Origin of the sequence: Collinsella sp. BA40 (assembly GCF_008014645.1) — a bacterium.
In the GTDB taxonomy this organism is placed as follows: domain Bacteria; phylum Actinomycetota; class Coriobacteriia; order Coriobacteriales; family Coriobacteriaceae; genus Collinsella.
Genome location: NZ_VOWY01000012.1, coordinates 106,281 through 124,440, shown reverse-complemented (window position 1 = coordinate 124,440; position 18,160 = coordinate 106,281). Strand labels below are relative to the sequence as shown.

The 18,160-nt window shown below is 62.6% G+C and carries 26 protein-coding genes; all 26 read right to left on the bottom strand.

Annotated features, from left to right (window positions below; all coding sequences use genetic code 11):
* Positions 1-238: 238 nt before the first annotated feature.
* The 26 genes from E4J93_RS06330 to E4J93_RS06205 all read right to left on the bottom strand — a co-directional run bounded on the left by E4J93_RS06330 (position 239) and on the right by E4J93_RS06205 (position 18,155).
* Positions 239-676: an arginine repressor gene (locus tag E4J93_RS06330; protein ID WP_147588617.1), complete on the bottom strand. Its 438-nt coding sequence runs from the start codon at positions 674-676 to the stop codon at positions 239-241.
* Positions 677-922: 246 nt separating this feature from the next.
* Positions 923-1,960, bottom strand: coding sequence for a glycosyltransferase family A protein (locus E4J93_RS06325; protein WP_255431946.1), 1,038 nt, complete (start codon positions 1,958-1,960; stop codon positions 923-925).
* Between the two features lie 149 nt (positions 1,961-2,109).
* A complete protein-coding gene (gene truA / locus E4J93_RS06320) occupies positions 2,110-2,946 on the bottom strand; it encodes a tRNA pseudouridine(38-40) synthase TruA (protein ID WP_147588615.1) in 837 nt (278 codons plus the stop codon).
* A gap of 20 nt (positions 2,947-2,966) precedes the next feature.
* Positions 2,967-3,764: an energy-coupling factor transporter transmembrane protein EcfT gene (locus tag E4J93_RS06315; RefSeq protein ID WP_187231634.1), complete on the bottom strand. Its 798-nt coding sequence runs from the start codon at positions 3,762-3,764 to the stop codon at positions 2,967-2,969.
* Positions 3,754-5,451 (bottom strand): ABC transporter ATP-binding protein, encoded by a 1,698-nt coding sequence (locus E4J93_RS06310; protein WP_187231633.1) that lies wholly within the window; start codon positions 5,449-5,451, stop codon positions 3,754-3,756. Before E4J93_RS06310 ends, E4J93_RS06315 begins: the two co-directional genes overlap by 11 nt.
* A 110-nt stretch (positions 5,452-5,561) precedes the next feature.
* The gene (gene rplQ, locus E4J93_RS06305) at positions 5,562-6,026 is read right to left on the bottom strand and encodes a 50S ribosomal protein L17 (RefSeq protein ID WP_147588612.1); all 465 of its coding nucleotides are present in this window, start codon (positions 6,024-6,026) and stop codon (positions 5,562-5,564) included.
* Between the two features lie 29 nt (positions 6,027-6,055).
* Complete coding sequence (locus E4J93_RS06300; RefSeq protein WP_147588611.1) at positions 6,056-6,997, bottom strand: DNA-directed RNA polymerase subunit alpha; 942 nt, start codon at positions 6,995-6,997, stop codon at positions 6,056-6,058.
* Positions 6,998-7,029: 32 nt separating this feature from the next.
* A complete protein-coding gene (gene rpsD, locus E4J93_RS06295; protein ID WP_147588610.1) occupies positions 7,030-7,626 on the bottom strand; it encodes a 30S ribosomal protein S4 in 597 nt (198 codons plus the stop codon).
* Between the two features lie 19 nt (positions 7,627-7,645).
* Positions 7,646-8,053 (bottom strand): 30S ribosomal protein S11, encoded by a 408-nt coding sequence (gene rpsK / locus E4J93_RS06290; protein ID WP_147588609.1) that lies wholly within the window; start codon positions 8,051-8,053, stop codon positions 7,646-7,648.
* A 15-nt stretch (positions 8,054-8,068) separates the two neighbouring features.
* Positions 8,069-8,443 carry a 30S ribosomal protein S13 gene (gene rpsM / locus E4J93_RS06285; protein WP_147588608.1) on the bottom strand — a complete coding sequence of 125 codons (375 nt, stop codon included), beginning with the start codon at positions 8,441-8,443 and terminating at the stop codon, positions 8,069-8,071.
* A 15-nt stretch (positions 8,444-8,458) separates the two neighbouring features.
* Entirely contained in the window at positions 8,459-8,572 is a 114-nt protein-coding gene (gene rpmJ / locus E4J93_RS06280; RefSeq protein ID WP_006363204.1) for a 50S ribosomal protein L36, read from the bottom strand.
* Positions 8,573-8,725: 153 nt separating this feature from the next.
* A complete protein-coding gene (gene infA / locus E4J93_RS06275) occupies positions 8,726-8,944 on the bottom strand; it encodes a translation initiation factor IF-1 (RefSeq protein ID WP_039910571.1) in 219 nt (72 codons plus the stop codon).
* A 114-nt stretch (positions 8,945-9,058) separates the two neighbouring features.
* Positions 9,059-9,847, bottom strand: a complete 789-nt coding sequence (map, locus tag E4J93_RS06270) for a type I methionyl aminopeptidase (protein WP_147588607.1) — start codon at positions 9,845-9,847, stop codon at positions 9,059-9,061.
* On the bottom strand, positions 9,844-10,470 hold the full coding sequence (locus tag E4J93_RS06265) for an adenylate kinase (RefSeq protein ID WP_147588606.1): 627 nt from the start codon (positions 10,468-10,470) through the stop codon (positions 9,844-9,846). The genes map and E4J93_RS06265 overlap by 4 nt, the downstream gene beginning before the upstream one ends.
* A gap of 23 nt (positions 10,471-10,493) precedes the next feature.
* Positions 10,494-11,780, bottom strand: coding sequence for a preprotein translocase subunit SecY (gene secY, locus E4J93_RS06260; protein WP_147588605.1), 1,287 nt, complete (start codon positions 11,778-11,780; stop codon positions 10,494-10,496).
* Entirely contained in the window at positions 11,774-12,223 is a 450-nt protein-coding gene (gene rplO / locus E4J93_RS06255) for a 50S ribosomal protein L15 (protein WP_147588604.1), read from the bottom strand. Before rplO ends, secY begins: the two co-directional genes overlap by 7 nt.
* A gap of 2 nt (positions 12,224-12,225) precedes the next feature.
* Positions 12,226-12,408: a 50S ribosomal protein L30 gene (gene rpmD, locus E4J93_RS06250; protein ID WP_147588603.1), complete on the bottom strand. Its 183-nt coding sequence runs from the start codon at positions 12,406-12,408 to the stop codon at positions 12,226-12,228.
* 2 nt (positions 12,409-12,410) lie between these two features.
* The gene (gene rpsE / locus E4J93_RS06245; RefSeq protein WP_147588602.1) at positions 12,411-12,938 is read right to left on the bottom strand and encodes a 30S ribosomal protein S5; all 528 of its coding nucleotides are present in this window, start codon (positions 12,936-12,938) and stop codon (positions 12,411-12,413) included.
* Between the two features lie 13 nt (positions 12,939-12,951).
* Complete coding sequence (rplR, locus tag E4J93_RS06240) at positions 12,952-13,314, bottom strand: 50S ribosomal protein L18 (RefSeq protein WP_147588601.1); 363 nt, start codon at positions 13,312-13,314, stop codon at positions 12,952-12,954.
* Positions 13,315-13,384: 70 nt separating this feature from the next.
* Positions 13,385-13,921, bottom strand: coding sequence for a 50S ribosomal protein L6 (rplF, locus tag E4J93_RS06235; protein WP_147588600.1), 537 nt, complete (start codon positions 13,919-13,921; stop codon positions 13,385-13,387).
* 33 nt (positions 13,922-13,954) lie between these two features.
* Complete coding sequence (rpsH, locus tag E4J93_RS06230; RefSeq protein WP_147588599.1) at positions 13,955-14,353, bottom strand: 30S ribosomal protein S8; 399 nt, start codon at positions 14,351-14,353, stop codon at positions 13,955-13,957.
* Positions 14,354-14,474: 121 nt separating this feature from the next.
* Positions 14,475-14,660: a type Z 30S ribosomal protein S14 gene (locus E4J93_RS06225; protein WP_147588598.1), complete on the bottom strand. Its 186-nt coding sequence runs from the start codon at positions 14,658-14,660 to the stop codon at positions 14,475-14,477.
* 88 nt (positions 14,661-14,748) lie between these two features.
* Positions 14,749-15,306, bottom strand: coding sequence for a 50S ribosomal protein L5 (rplE, locus tag E4J93_RS06220; RefSeq protein WP_147588597.1), 558 nt, complete (start codon positions 15,304-15,306; stop codon positions 14,749-14,751).
* 236 nt (positions 15,307-15,542) lie between these two features.
* Positions 15,543-16,391, bottom strand: a complete 849-nt coding sequence (locus tag E4J93_RS06215) for a MetQ/NlpA family ABC transporter substrate-binding protein (RefSeq protein ID WP_147588596.1) — start codon at positions 16,389-16,391, stop codon at positions 15,543-15,545.
* A gap of 206 nt (positions 16,392-16,597) precedes the next feature.
* Complete coding sequence (locus E4J93_RS06210; RefSeq protein ID WP_147588595.1) at positions 16,598-17,263, bottom strand: methionine ABC transporter permease; 666 nt, start codon at positions 17,261-17,263, stop codon at positions 16,598-16,600.
* Positions 17,256-18,155 (bottom strand): methionine ABC transporter ATP-binding protein, encoded by a 900-nt coding sequence (locus tag E4J93_RS06205; protein ID WP_147588594.1) that lies wholly within the window; start codon positions 18,153-18,155, stop codon positions 17,256-17,258. Before E4J93_RS06205 ends, E4J93_RS06210 begins: the two co-directional genes overlap by 8 nt.
* Positions 18,156-18,160 lie beyond the last annotated feature (5 nt).

The window sequence follows — 18,160 nt, the reverse complement described above, 5'->3', positions numbered from 1 at the left end:
CCCGATGGACCATGCTGAAAAACGAGGGCGGCCATGGTTGACAAAACCATAGAGACACCCCCCATTTACGAAAACAGCCCGTCGGCCTCATGGGAGACCGACGGGCTGTGCGAGTCGATGGAAACGGTGCGCTACCGCGAGGCGCGCCACCTGATGAAATACCAGACCAGCAACGCGACGAGCGCGATGGGAAGCAGCAGGACCAACGAGATCATAAGAATATGAAGTACGGCGGGCATTACTTGTGGACGCTCCTTAGCTTGGTGATCAGTGACTCGAAACGCGCGCCGTCCTCGGCGGTCTGCGCGATTACCAAAATGGTATCGTTACCCGCGAGCGACCCCAGCACATCGGGCAGCTCCGCGGCATCGACGGCCGCGGCGATACCGGATGCAGTACCGGGCTGTGCCTTGACGAGCACCAGGTTCTCCGTGCGCTGCACATCGACCACCAGCTCGGATACCATGCGCTGAAGATGCAGGTCCTCGGCCAGCACGTACACGCCCTCGGGCAGCTTGCGCAGCCCCATGTCGGCGATATCGCGCGATACCGTAGCCTGCGTGCAGTCAAAGCCGCACGCCTTCAGCTCGTCCACCAGCATGCGCTGCGTACGAACATCCTTGTTGCGCACGATATCGCGAATCGCATCCTGGCGTCCGTTGCGTTTCTTTGCCATGGTCCATTCACCCCGATTGCATACAACGGCTCGTATCAGAAGATATATACCGACGAGCCACGTGCGGTCGACACCGCACTGATTTTACAGTTATGACTCAAATTCTTCAAACGAGCAGGGTGAACGGTCGAAGCATGCATAAGGAAAGTTTCGTTACTCATTTGGACACGGCGCCGTCACGCAGGTGATATTGGATATACAGGAACCGATCGAATAGCTGGACGGCGCCGCGGGCGAACGGCGGTCCTAGCGCGCGCGGCCCGTTGCCGCAGCACCCAGCGGTGTGAGCGCGCGGTCGACGATATCCTGGATGCGAGCACCCATGCAGCACGCCATGGCGCTCCGACGCGCGATGGGCGCGTACATCAAGCCGAACTCGTGGCTGCAAGCCTCAAGCGCCTGCACGCAACGGCGCGTGGCGTCGTCATCCACCATATCCTGGACGCGCTGCTTGCGCTCGATGGACGACACACGGCCCGACCCCAGCGCGGCGTTCACGATACAGCGCACGACCTCGCGCAGGTGGCGACGGTAGATGGGACGCATGGCCTCGGCGTCGTCCGCAAACCCCCAGACTTCATACAGGGCCTCGAGGGCCTCGAACTCACGGCGCGCGCGGGCGAACTGCGTCGGGTCGAAAGCGGGGCGCGCGGGCGCGGGCGCCACCGTAAGGTGATAGCGGGCGCCCTCGACGACGGCCGCCCGATCAAGGTCGCGAACATAGCCGATCATGGCCGCCTGATCGGCGTCGCCCCCCTCGGAAGCGCACGACGCGTCCTGAAGGCGGGCGCGGTCGAACAGCTTGCCCGCGGTACAAGCAAGCACGCCGCTCTCGATGAGGGCGGAGGCGCCGCGGCGAAAGGAATCGGGCGTATTCCAGCTGCAGGGCTCATGGGAGATCGTGGTGGAAACGCGAGCGCCATCGGGTTGCTCGGCATCGATGGATAGCTCGGGAATGACCAGCAGGGCGTCATGGGCGACCATGGCGTCGACCATGGTTTGCAGGTATCCCGATGAAAGCCAGTCGTTCTGATCGAGGAACATCGCCCAGGTCCCACGGGCCGACAGCAGGCCGGCGCGACGGCCGGCATCCGTCGATTCATCCTCTATGCACAGGACCTCGACGCGAATATCGCGCTCGGCGAAGCGCTCGCAGACGGAGCGCGTGCGGTCGCGCGATGCGCAGTCGACGACGACGAGCTCAAGGTCCTCATAACCTTGGTTCAAGACGCTTTCGACCGCACGCGACATATGACCTTCGGCATTATGGGCCGCCACGATCACGGAAACGCGCGGGCACCTGGGGACACGACGACGCACCACATCTACCTTTCAGCTACTGCTATACCAGCAGCATGGTATCGCAGGGCGTCGCGCGAATGAGCGCGAACCGCGCGGCCGAGCGGGTTACACAAACCTTCGACAAGACGGCGCTACGCGCGCGCATCGGGGCACACGGACAGCACGCCATCGTCGTAGGAGACCTCCATGAAGCACAGGCCGCGAGCGGGCGCGGTGGGACCGGCGGCTTGACGGTCGCACGCGGCGAGCGCCCCTGAAAGCCAGGCCTCGTCCCTATGGCCGGAGCCGACCTCTACCAGGCTTCCCACGATGGTCCGCACCATAGAGTGCAGAAACGCGTTGCCCGTAATGGTGAAGGCGATGAGCTCCTCGCCCATCTGGACCTCACGAGCGAATGAAACCGCATGCACGTTGCGGCAGGTGGGCTTGCCCACAGCCGAGGCCACCTTGCAGAAGCTCTTGAAATCATGCTCGCCCACCAAGCATGCGGCGGCGCGATCCATGGCGTCCACATCAAGGGGGAGCCGGTGCCACCAGGAGTAATTGCGCGTGAGAAGCGGGCGCGCCTCCCCGGTGGCGATGCGATAGGTGTAGGTACGCGCACGGGCGTCGAATCGCGCGGAGAACCCGGGGGCGGCGTGGTAGACCTCGCCTAATGCGATATCGCCGGGAAGCAGGGCGGCCATCGCGCGCATCCAACGCGAGCGCGGAATGCGCAGCTCCTCGGCGAACGCCGGGACGCTCACGTACTGCGCGATGGCGTGCACGCCCGAATCGGTGCGGCCCGCGCAGGTAAGTTCGATGGGACGGCGCAAGAAGGTCTCGAGCGCGCGGCGGATCTCGCCCGCTACCGTGGTCTGGCCGGGCTGCTCGGCAAACCCGCAGTAGGCGGCGCCGTCGTACCCCAGGCGAAACACGAGCGTGCCCGCGGGCTCCTCGGCCGTCTTGGAAGCTTCCACATCAGTCATAGGTCGTTCTCGCATTCATGCTAGAGGGCGAATCTTGAACACAGCACCAACGCGACGCAAAGCGCGATGCCCATGCCGAGCACCACGCGGTCGCGAGGCCCCAGGGACCGGGAAGGCACCTGGCACCGCGAGCCATCAGCATAGCATCGCGCCGCCATCGAGTCGGCCAGACGGTCGGCACGGCGGAAGAGCGCCACGATGAGCGGCGTAAGCACGGCGGCCCATCTTCCGATACGCACGCGCAGCGGCCCCTCATCGAAGCGCACGCCACGCGCCCGCTGGGCCCGCTGGATACGCTGGAACTCGTCGGCCACCACGGGGATGAAGCGCAGCGCGATCGACAGCATCGAGCCGATCTGGGGCACCGGGACGCCCACACGGCCCAGCGGGCGCATCAGGCGCACGACGGCATCGCCGAGCTCGACGGGCGTCGTGGACGCGGAAACCGTCAAGGAGAAGCCGATGAGCAGCACGATGCGCATGACCGCCATGAGGCCGCGCGCGCCGCGTGCCAGATCCACCCCTACGGCGCCCAGCACGCGCACGGGCGCCGTGCCATCGCACGAAACCAGGTTCGCGCAGAGGGTGAACGCCAAGATGACCGCAACCGGCTTGGCAGTCGCGGCCACGGCGCGCGCACGCAGGCCCGCAGCGCGAATGCACAGCGCAAGCAGGGCGAACGAGGCAGCAACCACGGTTGGATGAGGATCCCAGAACAGCACGGCCGTATAGGCGAGCAGCAGCAGGACCTTGACGCGCGCATCGACGCGCGCGAGCGCGGAGTCGGCGCGGCCGGCGGAGAAGGAGCTAGCACCCATCGGCACCACCGCCCCGCAGGGACTCGAGGGCGCGGACGAGACGCGCGCTCTCGGGCGGCTCGATTCCGGCGGCATCGAAACATCCGGGGCGTGCCGCGAGCTCGGAAGCCGGACCCTGCCAGCACACGCGCCCGTCGCGCATAAGCGCCACGCGGTCGGTCACGGGCGCCCACTCATCGAGGTCGTGGCTGATAACCATCACCGCGCGACCACCACGGGCGAGGACGCGCGCCAGAGCGCGCACCATCCGGCGCCCGGCAGCGTCGAGCCCGGCCGTCGGCTCATCGAGGATGTAGGCGGGCGCATCGAGCGCAAGAACGCAACCCAGGCCGACGCGGCGCGCCTGCCCGCCCGAAAGCTCGAAGGGCGAGCGCTCGAACCAGCTGGATTCGATCCCCAGCAGGTCGGACACGCGATCGACCGACGCCGCGACGCGGGCCTCGTCCCAGCCCAGATTGCGCGGCGCGAATGCGAGCTCGTCATAGACGGTATCGAGAAACAGCTGGTTTTCGGGCCGCTGGAACGAAAGGGCGCACCGCGCGGGATCGGGCGCGCCGCCGTCGATGGACAGCGCGCCCGCACAGGGCGCGAGCAGGCCGCAGGCCAGATGCGCCAGGGTCGTCTTGCCCGACCCCGAGCGACCGGCAAGCAGCGTGACGCATCCCGCGGGAGCCTCCAAGTCGACGCCGCACAGAGCGGTCGGACACGCGGGGTCGCCTTCGTCATATGAGAACGAAACGGAACGGGCGACGATTCCGGATGACAAGCGAGGGGCTGATGCCGACTCCGATGCAACGGACGATGAGCTCGCGGCGAATCCGCAACCATCGAGCAGGCGCGGCACCAGATCCCCTAAACGTGCACCCGAGCCCCTCGAAAGCCCATAGAGGGCACGGGCAAGCGATTCGGGTGTACGACATGCTCCAAGATCGATTCCTGCGCGTAGAACGGCTCTGAGCGCGTTCGAATACCGTGTCGACACCACGCAGTCGTCCCAGAGGCCATCATCGCCTCGCGCAAGATCGCCCAGGTCGCCCTCCCACGCGGAACAGCCGTCGCGCAGCGCAACGAGGCTGTCGCACATAACCATCTCGGCCACATCGTGGGTAACCATGACGACGCCCGTGCCCCCTGCCGCGAGGTCGGCTACGAGCTCCCTGAACGACGGTCTCGCCGCGCTGTCGAGCATCGAGGTCACCTCGTCGAGAACGACGTAGCGCGGGCGCATGGCAAGGGCGCTCGCGAGCGCGAGACGTTGCTGCTCTCCACCGGACAGCCCGTTTACATCACGGCCCTCGAATCCCGAGAGCTCGACCGCGCGAAGCGCATCGGTAACGCGGTGCGCGACAGCGGACTCGTTAAGGCCGAGGTTCCGCGGCCCGAACGCGACCTCATCGAAAACCACGGTGCTGACGATCTGGTCAACCGGATCTTGCTGCACGAATGCGACGCGCTCGCGAACAGCAAGCCGCGCGCGCTCGTCATCGGCCGGATCGATACCGTCGATGACGACGCGTCCGTCGTTTGCAAGATCCATGGCGCAGAGCAAGCGAGCGCAGCTTGATTTGCCAGAGCCGTTGGGGCCGATAAGCCCTACGATCTCTCCGGGCTTGACGCGAAACGACAGCCCACGGAGCGCGTGCGTTCCGTCGGCGTACACGCGGCACGCCCGTTCCAGCTCGATCATCGACCCTCCTTGGCTTCGCAGGCGGTGGTACGCCATCGCCGTTCAATAAAAAAGAGGGGCGCAAACGGCGCCCCTCCGAAAAGTCGCATCGTATCCCGTGGGATACCTCGCTACTCAGCAGCCTCCTCGGCAGCCTCGGTCTCCTCGACGGCCTCGACCTTGGTCTCGACCTTCTTGGGAGCGGCAGCCTTCTTCGGGGCCTTCTTCACAACCGGCTCGGTAACGAGCTCGATGATGACCATCTCGGCGTTGTCGCCCTTGCGGGCGCCGAGCTTCATGATGCGGGTGTAACCGCCGTTGCGGTCGGCCCACATGCCCTGAGCGGCCTTATCGAAGATTTCAGCCACGAGGTTCTTATCGCCGAGCTTGGCGATGGCAAGACGGCGAGAGTGGATATCGCCCTTCTTGGCCCACGTGATGATGGGCTCAGCGTAAGAACGGAGCGCCTTGGCACGGGTCTCGGTGGTCTTAATGCGGTCGTTCTCGAAGAGCGCCTTGGCAAGGCTCTTCTTCATGGCCTTGGTGTGGCTGGCATCGGTGCCGAGCTTCAGGCCCTTCTTCTTGTTGTGACGCATGGTCTGGTTCTCCTCTAAAACACGGATCTTTAAGCCTTGAGGCTGAGACCCATGGACTCAAGTTTGTCCTTGACTTCCTCGATCGACTTCACACCAAAGTTGCGGATGTTCAGCAGATCGTTCTCGGAGAACTCCACAAGCTGACGCACGGAGTGGATGCTCGCGCGCTTAAGGCAGTTGTAGGAGCGCACCGAAAGATCGAGATCCTCGATCTGCTTGTCGAGCTCGGCGTTGTCGTTGGCCTGCTCGGGAGCGAAGATGGAGATCTCCTCCTCTTCCTCGGGAGCATCGGCGAGGTTCATGAAGGCAGCCATATGCTGGTTGATGATATTGGCAGCCTGGACGACAGCCTCGCGCGGATCCACGGCGCCGTTGGTCTCGATCTCGAGAACCAGGCGATCGTAGTCCGTGTGCTGGCCGACGCGACAAGCCTCAACGAGCTTGGCGCAACGACGGACCGGGGAATACAGCGAGTCAACATGAATGATACCGATGGGATCGTTATCACGCTTGTTGGCCTCATAGGAGACGTAACCACGGCCATAACCGATGCGCATGCTCATGGTAAGGTGTCCGCCCTCAGTGAGGGTAGCGATGTGCTGCTCGGGGTTCACGAGCTCGAACTCCGACGGGATGAAGAAGTCCGCGCCGGTAACCTCGCACGGGCCGTCGACCGAGATGGTCGCCGTAGCCTCGTTCGTGGTGCCCAGCGAACGGAACACCAGGCCCTTGACGTTCAGAACGATATCGGTGACATCCTCGACCATGTTGTCGATGGCCATGAACTCGTGCTGAGCGCCATCGATCTGGATCGCCTCGACCGCGGCGCCCTCGAGGGAGGACAGCAGTACGCGGCGGATGGAGTTACCCAGCGTGTCGCCATAGCCGCGCTCGAGCGGCTCGACGGAAACGCGGGCACAGGTGTCGTTGATCTCTTCGACCTGAACCTGGGGCCTAATGAATTCTGACATGTAATACCTCCAGCCTCAGCAGCCCAAACGGACTACTTAGAGTAGAGCTCGACGATGAGCTGCTCTTTGATATCGCCGCTGATCTGCTCGCGCACGGGCATGGCCAGCACGTTACCAGACAGCTTCTCGATATCGACCTCGAGCCAGCCGGGGACCTCGAAGCGCTCGGAGGAAATCAGGGCCTCCTTGATGGGAAGGAGGTCGCGGAACTTCTCGCCAACAGCAACGACGTCGCCGGGCTTGACCTGATAAGAGGGGATGTCGACGCGACGGCCGTTCACGGTGAAGTGACCATGACGAACGGTCTGACGAGCCTCTTTGCGGGTGCGGGCGAAGCCAAGACGGAACACCACGTTGTCGAGACGGCTCTCAAGAAGAATGAGCAGGTTCTCGCCGGTGATGCCCTTCATCTTGCGGGCGCGGTTGAAGTAAGTGTGGAACTGCTTCTCCAGCACGCCGTAGATGAACTTAACCTTCTGCTTCTCGCGCAGCTGCATGCCGTACTCGGATTCCTTGCGACGGCGCTTGGGCTGACGGATAGATTCCTTCTTGCTGCTGTAACCGAGCTCAGCGGGATCGATCCCGAGCTGGCGGCAGCGCTTCAGAACCGGAGTCCTATCGATTGCCATAGTATTTCGATCCTTTCAGTTACACGCGGCGACGCTTCTTGGGGCGGCAGCCGTTGTGCGGGATGGGGGTCTTGTCCTGGATGCTCGAAACCTCGAGGCCGGCGGCCTGGAGGGAGCGGATGGCGGTCTCGCGACCAGAGCCGGGGCCCTTCACGAAGACGGAGACCTTGTGCATGCCGTGATCCATAGCGATCTTGGCGCAAGCCTCGGCGGCCATCTGAGCGGCGAACGGAGTGGACTTACGAGAGCCCTTGAAACCCACGGTACCGGCCGACTTCCAGGCGATGACGTTGCCCTGGGCGTCGGTGATCGAAACGATGGTGTTGTTGAACGTGGAACGAATGTGAGCCTGGCCCACGGAGATGTTCTTGCGGTCGGAGCGCTTGATGCGGGTAGCGGCGCCGCGCTTGTTCTTAGCAGTAGCCATTATGCGTCAAACTCCCTACTTCTTCTTCTTAGCACCGATCTGACGCTTCGGACCCTTGCGGGTACGAGCGTTGGTGTGGGTGCGCTGACCGCGGACCGGCAGGCCCTTGCGGTGGCGCAGACCACGGTTGCAGCCGATGTCCATAAGGCGCTTGACGTTCTGGGTGCGCTCACGGCGAAGGTCGCCCTCAACCATGATGTGATTCTTATCGATGTAATCACGGATGGCGTTAATCTCGTCCTCAGTGAGATCCTTAACGCGCGTATCGACGTTGACGTTGCACTCGACGCAGATCTTGGTGGCGGTAGTGCGGCCGATGCCGTAGATGTAGGTCAGACCAATCTCGACGCGCTTCTCGCGCGGAAGGTCGACACCGTTAATACGGGCCACTATGGTTCTCCTCTCTTAGCCCTGACGCTGCTTATGGCGAGGATTCTCGCAGATCACGAGAACCTTGCCATGGCGGCGAATGATCTTGCACTTATCGCACATCTTTTTGACGGAAGGGCGTACCTTCATCGTTCTTCCTTTCGGTAGTGCTCATGCTACAAACGGAATGTTATCTACTCGCCCAGCCGCAGGCGTTAAAACTGAAGGCTGGTAACTACATGCAAATGCGATCGCGGACTGAGCACTCCGGCGATCGTATTTGAATGCGTGTCTACGCTATCGTTATTTATAGCGATAGGTGATGCGACCGCGCGTAAGGTCGTACGGAGACAGCTGCACCGTAACCTTGTCGCCCGGGAGAATACGGATGTAGTTCATGCGAATCTTACCCGAGATCGAGCACAGCACAGAAACGCCGTTCTCGAGCTCAACACGAAACATGGCATTGGGCAACGGCTCGGTTACCGTACCCTCGAGTTCGATAGCATCTTCCTTCTTCACAAGCAATCATCTTTCTCTAAAGTGAAAACGACAGCAATAGCGAATGATACAACAGTCATTCGCTGGAATCATAAAGTTCTCCATCACTCCATATATAGAACAAGTTTGTCCTATTTAGAGGAGGCCGCCCTGCATGCTGCACCATGCTCCCTGGGCGTCGGCGGTGAGGACCACGGGACCATCGTCGGTAATCGCGACGGTGTTCTCGTAGTGGGCGGCGGGCAGGTGGTCGCGAGTAGAAACCAACCAGCCGTCAGCCCCCACGCGCACGCGCGGGGAACCAAGCGTCACCATGGGCTCGATGGCGATCACCATACCGGCCTGGAGACGCACGCCCCTCCCCTTCTTGCCATGGTTGGGCACGTTGGGATCCTCATGCATCGCGCGGCCGATCCCGTGACCCACGTAATCGCGAAGCACGCCGTACCCATGGCTCTCCGCAAGGGACTGAATCGCGAAACCGATGTCCCCGATATGGTTTCCGGGGACTGCCTGCTCGATGCCGGCTCGGAGGCAGTCGAGGGTAACCTCGCTCAGCGCGCGCGTCTCCTGGGACGGCGTGCCGCAATAGAAGGTCCAGGCGTTGTCGCCCACCCAACCGTCCACGACAGCACCGGTGTCGATGGAGATGATATCGCCATCGCGCAGGATGATATCGGGATTGGGGATTCCATGGACGACCGCATCGTTGATCGAAGCGCAGATGGTACCGGGGAATCCGCCGTAGCCCTTGAACGCGGGCTTGCCGCCATGCATGCGGATGATCTGCTCGGCGAGCTGATCGAGCTCGAAGGTGGAGACGCCCGGACGAACCATGGCACCAACGCGCCGGAGCGCCATCTTAGATAGCGCTCCGGCAACCTTCATCTGCTCGATATCGTGTGCAGACTTGATCTTGATCATAGACCGAGGACTTCTTTCACGTCCGCATAGACGACGTCGGCATCGCGATCGCCGTCGACGGCGTGGAGGATATCCTGACCGCGATAGTACTCGACGAGGGGGCTGGTCTGCTTCTCGTAGACGTCCAGTCGATTGGCGATGGTCTCGGCCTTGTCGTCATCGCGCTGATACATCTCGCCACCGCACGACGGGCACACCTCGTCCGAGGCGGTGCCGGTGTAGCCGCAGGCGCGGCAGGTGCGGCGAGAGGACAGACGGTTGATGATGACATCGCCGGCCACGTCGATCAGCAGGGCGCAATCAAGCTCGCGACCCATCTCGGACAGCTCGGAATCGAGCGTGACGGCCTGGAGCGTGTTGCGCGGGAAGCCGTCGAGCAGGAAGCCCTGCTGGGCGTCATCCTCGGCCAGGCGCCCCTTGACCAGATCGATAACGAGCTGGTCGGGTACGAGCTCGCCGGCATCCATGTACTTCTTAGCCTGGATTCCAAGCTCGGTGCCGCCCTTGACGGCAGCGCGGAGAAGATCACCGGTAGAAATATGGGCAACGCCGAAATCACGCACGAGACGCTGGGCCTGAGTGCCCTTACCTGCGCCCGGTGCACCCAACAGAACGATGTTCATGGGTTTGCTCCTCTCAACCTAACTTACTTGAAGAACCCGTCGTAATCGTACATCTTCATCTGGCTCTCCACCTTGGCGATGGTGTCGAGAACGACGCCGACCATGATGAGGATTGAGGTACCGCCGAACGCCTGGATGAGCGCGTTGCCAGTGAAGGAGAACACGATCGAGGGGACGATGGCGATGAGTGCCAGGAAGATCGCGGAAGGCAGGGTGATCTTGTTGAGCGCGTTCTTGATGTAGCGCGCCGTAGCCTTGCCGGGACGGACGCCCGGGATGAAGCCGCCCTGCTTCTTGAGGTTGTCGGCCGTCTCATCGGGATTGAACACCATGGAGGTGTAGAAGTACGCGAAGAAGACGATCAGGACAACGTTGAGGATCCAGTTGATCCAGCCGGTCGAAAGCGCATTGGCCACCGCCTGAATCCAGCCGACGTTCGGGAAGAACACGGCGATCTGCGCCGGGAAGTACAGCAGCGCGCTGGCGAAGATGATGGGGATAACGCCGGCGGTGTTGACCTTGATGGGCAGATAGGTGGACTGGCCGCCCATGATGCGACGACCCACGACGCGCTTGGCGTACTGGACCGGAATGCGGCGCTGGCCGCGCTCGATGAAGACGATCAGCGGAATCACGCACAGGATGATGAGCAGGATGACGAGGGTCATCACGATGCCCATGTTACCGCCATCGATGGACTGGAGGATGGCCTGGGGCAGGCCGGCCATGATGTTGGCGAAGATGATAAGGGACATGCCGTTACCAATACCGCGCTGCGTGATGAGCTCGCCGATCCACATGATGAGCATGGCGCCTGCAACGAGCGTGCCGACGACCATCACGTCGAAGATGATCTCGGGTGCACCGGCACCGTTGAAGGAAATGCCGAAGCCCTTGAACAGGAAGAGGTAGCCGATAGCGTTGAGCACGGCCAGGGCGAGCGTGAGATAACGCGTGTACTGGGTGATCTTGGTCTGCCCCACCTCGCCCTCACGAGCGAGCTCGTGCAGGGAGGGAACTACGCTCTGAAGCATCTGGATGATGATCGAGCTGGTGATGTAGGGCATGATGCCCAGGGAGAACACCGACACATACGAAAGAGCGCCACCGGAGAAGAGGTTCAACAGCGCCATCGCACCCTGCGCTACAGAATCACCTGCAGACTGGAAAAGGCCCAGCATCCCCTGGAAGGGGATACCGGGCACAGGAACGTGTGCACCGATACGGTACAGCACGAGCATCGCGATGGTGAAGAGAATCTTTCCGCGCAACTCTTTGATGCGGAACATATTCTTCAAACCATTTAGCACGGCTGCTCGACCTTTCCGCCAGCCGCCTCGATCTTGGCCTTCGCGGAAGCGGAGACCTTATCGACCTTGACGGTGAGCTTCTTGGTGATCTCGCCGTTGCCGAGCACCTTTACGGGCTCGTCGACGCTCTTCACGAGGCGGGCGGACTTGAGGGCGGCACCGTCGACGACGGCGTCAGCCTCGAAGCGCTCCTCGAGGGTAGAGACGTTGATGGGGGTGAACTCGATGCGACGGGGACTCACGAAGCCAGGGAGCTTCGGGAGACGCATCGCGAGCGGGGTCTGGCCACCCTCGAAGCCGGCACCCTTGGTGCCGCCGGAGCGGGAGCCCTGGCCGTTCTGGCCGCGACCCGAATAGGTACCCTTACCGGAGGAGTTACCACGACCGACGCGCTTGCGACGCTTGTTGGAACCCTCAGCCGGAGTAAGATCATGAAGCTGCATTGTTACTCCTCTACGATCTCGACAAGGTGCTTAACCTTGAAGATCATGCCGCGGACACTCTCGTTATCAGTGATCTCGCGCGTGGCGTTGATCTTGTTGAGGCCCAGGGCGCGAACGGTGCGGCGCTGGTCCTCCTTGCAGCCGTTCGTGCTGCGGACCTGCTTGATCTTGATGGTGTTAGCCATGCTTACTGCTCCTTCTTACCGACGAACATCTCGGAGACGGTCAGACCGCGAAGCTCGGCAATGTCCTCGGGGCTGGAGAGCTCCTTGAGGCCCTCGGCAGCGGCCTTGATGATGTTGAGGCCGTTGTCGGAACCAAGGGACTTGGAGAGGACGTTCTTGATGCCCGCGAGCTCGAAGAGGGGGCGCACGGCGCCGCCGGCGATAACACCGGTACCCTCGACAGCGGGCTTGATCAGGATGCTCGCGGCACCGAAGTGACCGAGGACCTCATGCGGGATGGTGCCCTCAGCGGTGACGGGAACATGGAACATGTGCTTCTTGGCGTCGAGCGTAGCCTTGGAGATGGCCAGGGGCACCTCCTGGGACTTGCCCATGCCCAGGCCCACGTTGCCCTTACCGTCGCCGACGACGACGAGAGCCACGAGGGACATGCGACGGCCGCCCTTGACGGTCTTGGCGACACGGTTGATGAAGACGACGCGCTCCTCGAACTCGGAGGCCTCGCGCTGCTGCTTGATATTACGAGCCATTGCTTAATACCTCCTAGAAGACCAGGCCGGCGGCGCGGGCGCCATCAGCCAGGGCCTTGACACGGCCATGATAGATGCGGCCACCACGGTCGAACTTGACCTGGGTGATGCCGGCCTCGAGAGCGCGCTCGGCGACGAGCTTGCCGACCTTCTCAGCGGCCTCCTTGTTGCCGGTCTTGGTGCCCTTGAACTCAGCCTCGAGCGTGGACGCGGAAACGAGCGTCTTGCCCTCGGTGTCGTTGACGATCATGGCGTAGATGTTCGCATTGGAACGAACGACGCGCAGACGCGGACGCTCGACGGTGCCGAAAATCTTGCCGCGAACGCGACGCTGACGGCGCTTAAGGCCTGCCTGCTTCGCCTTGTTCTTGTTCATGCTGAAACTCCTTAAGAAGTCATGCCAGCACCTAACGGGGTGCTGGTCTTAGGATGCAAGAGAGCGCTTACTACTTAGCGGCCTTACCGAGCTTACGACGGATGTGCTCGCCAACGTAGTGGATACCCTTGCCCTTGTAGGGCTCGGGCGGACGCTTCGCGCGAATCTCAGCGGCGACCTGGCCGACCTGCTGCTTGTTGATGCCCTTGACGTTGATGTGGGTGTTGTCGGGAACCTCGAAGGTGATGCCCTCGGGCTGCTCCATGACAACGGGGTGGGAATAACCCAGGGAGAAGTCGAGCGCGGTGCCCTTGAGCTGGACACGGTAGCCAACGCCAGCGAGCTCGAGGGACTTCACGAAGCCCTCGGAAACGCCGGTGACCATGTTCTGGATGAGGGCGCGGGTCAGACCGTGCTGGGCACGGGCGGTGCGCTCATCGTTGGCGCGGGTAACGATAACCTCGTTCTCCACGACCTCGACGCTGATCTCCTCGTGGAAATCCTGCTCCAGGGTGCCCTTGGGGCCCTTCACGATGCAGGTGTTGCCATTAACTGTCACTTCGACTCCGGCGGGAATCTGGACAGGCTTCTTACCGATACGAGACACGGTGATCTCCTTTCCTTCTACACGCCGAGGCGATTACCAAACAAAAGCGACGATCTCGCCGCCGACGCCCAGCTTGCGAGCGTCGCGGTCGGCCATAACGCCCTTGCTCGTAGAAACGATGGCGGTACCAAGGCCACCGCGAACGCGGGGCAGGTCCTGAACGCCGGCGTACTTGCGCAGACCAGGCTTGGAGATGCGCTTGATGCCGTTGATGACCTTCTTCTTCTTGGGACCGTACTTCAGAGTGATGTGCAGGGTCTTAGCCGGAGCGGTGTCCTCGACGTAGTAGCTCTCGACGTAGCCCTCCTCACAAATAACGCGGGCGATCTCGACGAGCTTCTTGCTGCTCGGCATCGAGACCTCAGCCTTGTTCGCAGAGTTCGCGTTGCGAATACGCGTAAGCATGTCTGCGATCGGGTCTGTGACGTTCATGCAGATTCTCCTTCGTTCTTGATGAACTCATGCTGCGGTCCTCCCCTGCCCCTAGCAGGTGAGCCAGACAGCACGTTCTTCCGTGCGATCAGGCACGTGCGCCTGACGCGCTGGCAGTGACTTACCAGCTGGCCTTCTTGATGCCGGGAAGCTCGCCCTTGAGTGCCAGCTCGCGGAAGCAGACACGGCAGATGCCGAACTTGCGGTAGACCGAATGCGGACGGCCGCAACGCTGGCAACGGGTGTACTCACGCGTCGAGAACTTCTGCTTGCGATTGCACTTGACGATCATCGATGTCTTAGCCACTTATTTCCTCCTCACATCTGAGTATGTTCGCTCCGGACGGGCGGCACGTGCTCTTCGCGCACCGCCCGTGGGCCCGGGGCATTAGAACCTATTTCTTGAACGGGAAACCGAAGGCGTCGAGAAGGGCCTTGGCCTCTTCATCGGTCTTCGCGGTAGTAACGATGGTGATGTCCATACCACGGGTGTGATCGACGGAGTCGAAGTCAACCTCGGGGAAGATGAGCTGCTCGGTGACGCCCATGGAGAAGTTGCCGCGGCCATCGAAGGACTTGGCGGAGATGCCGCGGAAGTCGCGGATACGGGGGATCGCGATGGAGGTCAGACGATCGAAGAACTCCCACATGCGGTCGCCGCGCAGGGTGACCTTGGCGCCGATGGGCATACCGGCACGGAGGCGGAAGGATGCGATGGACTTGCGGGCACGGGTCACCATGGGCTGCTGGCCGGTGATGGTGCGCAGGTCGCGCACAGCGCCGTCGATAGCCTTGGAGTCCGTAGCGGCCTCGCCAACACCCATGTTGACGACGATCTTCTCGAACTTCGGGATCTCCATGACGTTGCCGTACTCGAACTTGTCCTGCATCAGCTGCTTGACCTCGTTGTTGTACTTGGTCTTAAGACGCGGAACGTACTTCTCTTCAGCCATGTTCACTCCTAACTGGGGTTTTAAGCACGGGGTTCACCATGAAAAGCTATCCTCGTGCCTCCTGACGTGCGCCATGCCCGCGATGGCTGTCTGAGGCATGACGAATTGACGGCAGGAGCCGACAAAACATTCGTTACTATACGCCGATTGCCTGCCCAGCGCCACATAAAGTTCAGCTGTGCAGGCAATTCCATAACTTTGTGATGGTTTTGAGGTGGATGGCGTACAGGCGCGTATTAGAACGCCGGCAGGACGTCCTGGCCGTAGTTCGCCTCGAGATACGCCTTGAAATCATCGGACTGGAGCAGCTCGACAAGCGCCTTCACTTGCGGATCGTCGGCGTGGTCGGCGGCCGTGCAGACGATGTTGGCATACTGCTCAACCGCGCGCGAACCGGTCTCCTCGTGGGCAAGCGCGTCCTCGACATGGTAGCCGGCCTCGATGGCGTAGTTGCCGTTGATCACCGCGAAGTCCACGGACTGCAGGGCACGGGGCACGGCCGCGGCCTCGAGTTCCTGGAACACCAGGTTATACGGGTTCTCGGCGATATCCTTGGGCGTGGCCTCGAGGTCCTCGGGATCGCTCAGCTTGATGAGGCCCAGATCCTGCAGGAGCAGCAGGGCGCGGCCCTCGTTGGTGGGGTCGTTGGGAACGGCGATCACGGCGCCGTCGGCGATGGCGTCCAGGTCGGCGGACTTGCCGGCGTACACGGCCATCGGCTCGTAGTGGACGGCGCCGGCCGACACCAGGTCGGTGCCGTTCTCCGCGTTGTAGTTATCAAGATAGTTGATGTGCTGGAAATAGTTCGCGTCGACGCTTCCGCCGTCGGTGTCCTTGTTCGGCAGGATGTAGTCGGTGTACTCCTTCACCACGAGCTCGATACCCTGCTCCTTCAGCGCGGGAGCCGCGAAATCCGTCAGGATCTGCGCATGGGGCGCAGGCGAGGCGGCGACCACGAGCTTGGATGCATCGGCCTCGGCGGGCGCCGAGCCGCAAGCCGACAGGCCGCCCAAGGCGACCAGACCGGCGGCGACGGCCAGGGACTTCAAGGCAAGGCGGCGAGTGAGGGAAACGTTGCTGTTCATACGGGACATCCTTTCTGGATGAAATTTGCATATAGGAAGAAATGAAGCGAAATGGCGGCGCCGCCCCGTCGGGGCTGGCGGCGCCCCCCCATGAGGGCCGCCGCCGGGGTTGCGGTGCATCGACGCCCGACGCACGGGAACGCCAACCGGCTCGAACGCGGCGGCTGAACGCGCGAGCGCGGGGCCCAGTCGAGGCGCCGAGCGCCCTAGCGGTGGTCCACCCTGCGGGCGATCCAGCCGCACGCGGACTGAATCAGCTGGACCAGGATAACGAGGAGGACGACCGTGGCGATCATGACCTCGTTCTCGTAGCGGTAATAGCCGTAGCGGATGGCGATGTCGCCCAAGCCGCCCGCTCCAACGGCGCCGGCGATGGCGGTGTAGCCGAGCACGGCTATAAGCGTGACGGCGATACCGCGCACGATGGAGGGCAACGCCTCGGGCAGCAGCGCCGAGAACACGATGCGCGGAACGGAAGCGCCGCAGGCCTCGGCTGCCTCGACGGCGTCACGCGAGACCTCGGCCAGCGATTGCTCCACCATGCGCGCGACGAACGGGGCCGTAGCCACCACCAGGGGCGGAATGACGCCGCGCACGCCGGTGGACGTACCCACGAGCGCCGCCGTAGCGGGCATGAGCGCGATGAGCAAGATGATGAACGGAAGCGAACGACCGATATTCACGACCCAGCCCAGCACCGCATTGAGCAGCGGGGCGGGGTGCAAGCCGTCGCGGACCGTCAGATGCAGCACCACGCCCAGCGCGGTACCGATGACGTAGGCGATCGCCGTGGAGGCGAACACCATCACCAGCGTGTCGAGCGTACCCTGGACAAGCAAGCCGGAATACTCGGCAAGGAATTCACTAAGCATCCCAGTCCACCTTTCCCAGAAGGACGCGCGTTGCCTCGGCACGCGGGGCCTCGAACACGGAGGCGACCGGCCCCTGCTCGACCACGCGTCCGGCATCGAGCACCGCGACGTTGTTGCAGATCTTCTCCACCACGTCCATGGAATGCGTGATGATGACCAGCGTGACGCCGGTCTCCTCGTTGATATCGCGCAAAAGCTTGAGGATGGTGTTGGTGCTCTTGGGATCGAGTGCCGAGGTGGCTTCATCGCAGAGGATGACCTCGGGCTCGCATGCCAGGGCGCGCGCGATGGCGACGCGCTGCTGCTGTCCACCCGACAGCTGGCTGGGATACGACGATGCCTTCTGTGCCAACCCCACGCGATCGAGCAGCTCCAGCGCATGGGCGCGATTTTCGGCGGTGACCTTGCCGGACGCGGCTACATACGGGAAGCACACGTTGTCCAGCACCGTCTTTTGGGCCAGCAGGCCGAAGTTTTGGAAGATCATGGCCACGCGTCGGCGATAGCTGCGCAAAGCGGAACCGGAGAGGTCCGTTATATCCCGGCCGTCGACGATGATCCGGCCCGACGTGGGGCGCTCCAGCAGGTTGATGGTGCGAACCAGCGTGGACTTGCCCGCACCGCTCATGCCGATGATGCCGAAGCGATCGCCGTCGGCGATATCCAAGCAGATATCGTTCAGGGCAAATGCCCCGTTCGCAGCGGGCGCGATATCCGCAACGGCCGAAACGGCCTCGGAGGTCGCGCCCGCTGCGGCGGCCGCAACGAGCACGGGCTCCCCGCTCACCGACGCCGCATACGACCCATCGATGCCGGCAGCGCGCCCGGCTTTCCCGCGCCCCGTCTTCGCGGGCTCGGCATAGTTCTTATACAGATGTTGAATGCTGATCACGAGTG